The organism is Nocardia africana NBRC 100379 (assembly GCF_001612635.1).
GTDB lineage: Bacteria > Actinomycetota > Actinomycetes > Mycobacteriales > Mycobacteriaceae > Nocardia > Nocardia africana.
Window position 1 is genome coordinate 1 of the sequence record NZ_BDAV01000051.1, and the last position, 3,481, is coordinate 3,481.

Below are 3,481 nucleotides of genomic sequence, written 5' to 3' on the forward strand. Positions count from 1 at the left end.
TCGCGACTCATCGGCCTCGAGGGGGTCAAAGCGCTGTTCCACCAATCGCTGGCAGCCCTGGCCGAGCCAGAGAATCGGTGGATCGCCGACCTGATGACTCAGTCCTGGAGCGTCGAAAAGGTAGCCACGCCAGTCGTGGGCAACGTCTGCATCCGGGCCCGCGGTCCCCGCATGGATCAAACCCTCGAGTGGTGCGGGTGGCATCAGCAATGGAATATTCTCCGGCAACGGCAGGACCACTGGGCCTGGGGGCTGTGCCCGGTATGCCGTTGCCGCCTGGAGCTGTCTGGTGGACGACCGCGAAAATTCTGCAGCGACCGCTGCCGCCAGGCAGGACGACGGACACGACAAACCACGGATGCTGTTGTCGGAGGGTGGATCCCATCGCCTAGCTGTGCTACTGACGGTGGCCGGTGACAGTGTGGGCTTGGGTCTTCTGTAGCAGCCTCTCATATGGTGTTTGTCCTGCGAGGCCGCCGTGTGGGCGGTGGTAGTTGTAGTAGTCCTCCCATTCCTTGAGCTTGTCGTTGAACAGCCCGGCATCGTCGATCACAACGCCGTCGAGAAGGCGGTAGAACTCCTCGGCGTCTATGCGGTGCGAGCGTTCCACCTTGCCGTTGAGCCGTGGTGTGGCCGGTTTGATGTAGGTATGTCCGATTCCCTGGTCGATCACGTGCCAGTGGAACGCCGACTGGAATTCCGCGCCGTTATCGGTCTGGATTTTCTCGATCTGGAACGGTAATCGGGCGACAAGGTAGTCGAGGAACTGGATCGCGGTCTTCTGATCCGATCGCGGGTAGATGCGAAGCACCCGCAGCCGGGTGCAGTCGTCGATAGCGGTGTACTGGTAGAAGCGCTTACGACGGTGAGGCCCGGTAGTGATCGGCTCGATGAACTTGACGTCGACCTGCACGTGATGGCCCGGCCGCTGCTTCTCGTAGCGCTTCCATCGCTGCTTGTGACGTTTGTAGCGTTGCGAGGCGGGCAGCCGGTTCATCCCAAGGCGTTTCAGGATTCGCCATACCGCGGACTGGCTGATCGAGACGTCGTGGTAGCGCTGCAAATACATCGAGATCTTCAGCGGGCCGAAGTGGTAGTGCCGGCGCAGATGGATGATCTTGGCTACCACTTCGGGCTGCGTGACATTCGGGCAGTGCAGCGGCGCGCTCGACCGGTCTTTCAGACCATCGATCCCCTCGTCCTCGTAGCGACGTTTCCACCGGTAGAAGACATTTCGACTGATTCCGTAGTACCGACACGTCGCTGTGACGTTGCCGCTGACTTCCTCGGCATGTTGTAGAACGGCCAGGCGCCGGTTCGCGCGCCTGACCAAATCCTTCTCGCTCCATACACGTTCGGGCACAAGGACTCCTCTTCATATCAGGAGCCCAGACCGTCAACAACCTCCGGCAGTTTTACACCTAGCCGACCCCGGGACCGGCTGTTCGGAGCGCTGATCCTCGGCGCCTACGACGCCTCCGATGACCTGGTCCACACCGGGACCGTCAGCACCGGGTTCTCGCCCTCGCAGCGGCGAGAACTGCAGGCACAACTGGACGAAATCACCCAAGAAGCCAGCTCCTTCGCCGAGCCGCCCCAGTGGGCCGACGTGCCGGCGCACTGGGTCGAGCCCAGGCTGGTGGCCGCGGTGCACTACCACGGCATTTACCTCCAGGACATCGACCCCACGCTGCGATATACCCACTGGGGCGGTTTGCGCGTAGACCGGGACCCCATCGATGTCAGGCTGCCCCGCTGATCGGCTCCAGGAATATGGGCGCCTGCAGCCGGATCCGCAAACGAACTGTCGTTGGCGTCCGCGTGGTGAGCAGGCCACCGTTTACGCGCCAAGGTGCCCCGGCGGCCGGGAGACTGTCCGTGCCGTCGGGGTATCAACCCTCGGCGCCGTAGATGCTACGTGAGTATCGCGGTGGTGCCGATTCGTGACGAGTTGCTGTTGTTCAGGCGCGGCCGGCGAGTGCGGTGATGAGTTTGCGGGCCGAGGCGCGGGTCAGCCGCCGTACGGCCCGGCCGGTGGTTTCGGCTTCGCCGCGCGGGTTGATGTCGGTTCCTTTGACTGCTTTGGCGAATTCGGTGTCGAAGCGCTCGGGGTCGGTCTTGGCGGCCAGGGCCTCGAGGTATTTGATCTGCTTGGCGGTCGCCGGTGCGACTTTGGCCGCGGCAGAGCGTTCCCGCAGCTTGGCGTAGTAGGCGTCACTGGCGGCCTTCTGCGTAGCCTGGGCTTCGGGGCTGCGGTCGACGACGCGGACCTGCTCGTACCAGTCCTGAGTACCGGGCTTGCCGGTTACGGCCTCCCACAACGCGTTCGCGGTGAGCGTGCTCTCGTCCACGCCTTCGGTCAGGCCGGGCCCGGTCAAGGAGGTGAACCCGCTGCCGGAGCGCACGACGGTGAATCCGGCGGGCTCGGCGTGCGCGGTGATCCAGTCTTGGCCGCATTGGCAGTGGGTGCTGTGGTAGCGGTCCCATTTCGAGTGCAGCGCCTCGTACACCAGTTTGTCGCCGTAGTGGTAGGTATCGCGCGTGAATCCCGACATCGGCGCAGTCTGACATGCCCGCAGAGCAGGCGGGAGCTATTCGAGCCGAAAAGGCATGCAACGCAACGATTTACGCAAGACTTTAGACTCTAGATTGTAGAGATTAGAGTCTGGACTTCCGGTGTTCGCCCTCGGAATGTGTCACTGCTCGTAGGTCCAGTTCTGCCCGCTGAGCCGGTATTCCTCGACGGGCATCGGCTTGATGCCGGGGCGCATGCGTGCGGTGTACAGCGCGCCGTCGAGGTGGTCGAGTTCGTGGTACACCAGCCGGGCCAGGCCGTGGTGGTAGGCGGTGGTGACGAGTTCGCCGGTGAGCGTGGTGGTTTCGACGGTGATGTGCAGCGGGCGGGGTACCAGTCCGCGCACGTCGAAGAAGCTCAGGCAGCCCTCGTACTGTTCGTCGGTGGCGTCGGACTGGTCGATGACGCGGGGGTTGAGCAGCACGATCGCCGGGGCGGCCGGGTCGGCGGGCCGGACCACGGCCGCGCAGCGGTCGATGCCGATCTGTGGGGCGGCGATGCCCATACCCTTGGCGAAGGGGTGCACGCGAGCGACGCGGTCCATAGCGGCGAACAGGTCGTCGACGACACCACCCGCGGTGTCGGCTTCGTCGGGCAGCGTGAACGGGCGGGCGGGCCGGGCGAGGATATCGGCGCCGGCTTGGACGATGCCCAGTTCGGTCATGGTCTGGGATGGTTTGGTCTCGATCACGGTCGAATCCCTTCTGCTCAGTGGTTTTCCGGGTGTGAACGGAACCGCCATTCCATGCGGTAGCGGGTGTGTAGCGGCGGGCTGGTCGTGTTCCAGGTGAACACCGCGGCCTCATTGTCGTTGGTGCGTGCCGGTGGGGTCGCGATCGGGCGGGCATCAGCGGTCGGGGAGGTTTCGATGCCCCACACCACTGGGTCCAGGGCGGCGGGGAATGC

General features: G+C 64.2%; 6 protein-coding genes. 1 reads left to right on the forward strand and 5 read right to left on the reverse strand.

Features of this window, described 5'->3' with window-relative positions; genetic code table 11:
* Both NA3_RS38310 and NA3_RS34990 read right to left on the reverse strand, forming a co-directional pair.
* A partial coding sequence (locus NA3_RS38310) for a hypothetical protein (protein WP_218021951.1) occupies positions 1 to 210 on the reverse strand: 210 nt, incomplete at its 3' end.
* 187 nt (positions 211 to 397) lie between these two features.
* Positions 398 to 1,333, reverse strand: a complete 936-nt coding sequence (locus NA3_RS34990; RefSeq protein ID WP_062969186.1) for an IS481 family transposase — start codon at positions 1,331 to 1,333, stop codon at positions 398 to 400.
* 108 nt (positions 1,334 to 1,441) lie between these two features.
* Between NA3_RS34990 and NA3_RS39410 the strand changes: the two genes are divergently transcribed.
* Positions 1,442 to 1,759 carry an ATP dependent DNA ligase gene (locus NA3_RS39410; RefSeq protein WP_369689793.1) on the forward strand — a complete coding sequence of 106 codons (318 nt, stop codon included), beginning with the start codon at positions 1,442 to 1,444 and terminating at the stop codon, positions 1,757 to 1,759.
* Between the two features lie 202 nt (positions 1,760 to 1,961).
* Here the strand turns inward: NA3_RS39410 and NA3_RS38315 are convergent, their stop codons facing one another.
* The 3 genes from NA3_RS38315 to NA3_RS38320 all read right to left on the reverse strand — a co-directional run.
* Positions 1,962 to 2,555 (reverse strand): hypothetical protein, encoded by a 594-nt coding sequence (locus NA3_RS38315; RefSeq protein ID WP_218021952.1) that lies wholly within the window; start codon positions 2,553 to 2,555, stop codon positions 1,962 to 1,964.
* A 141-nt stretch (positions 2,556 to 2,696) separates the two neighbouring features.
* A complete protein-coding gene (locus NA3_RS35000; RefSeq protein ID WP_062969184.1) occupies positions 2,697 to 3,266 on the reverse strand; it encodes a peptide deformylase in 570 nt (189 codons plus the stop codon).
* A 17-nt stretch (positions 3,267 to 3,283) separates the two neighbouring features.
* The coding region (locus tag NA3_RS38320; protein ID WP_218021953.1) for a hypothetical protein at positions 3,284 to 3,481 on the reverse strand (198 nt) is incomplete at its 5' end.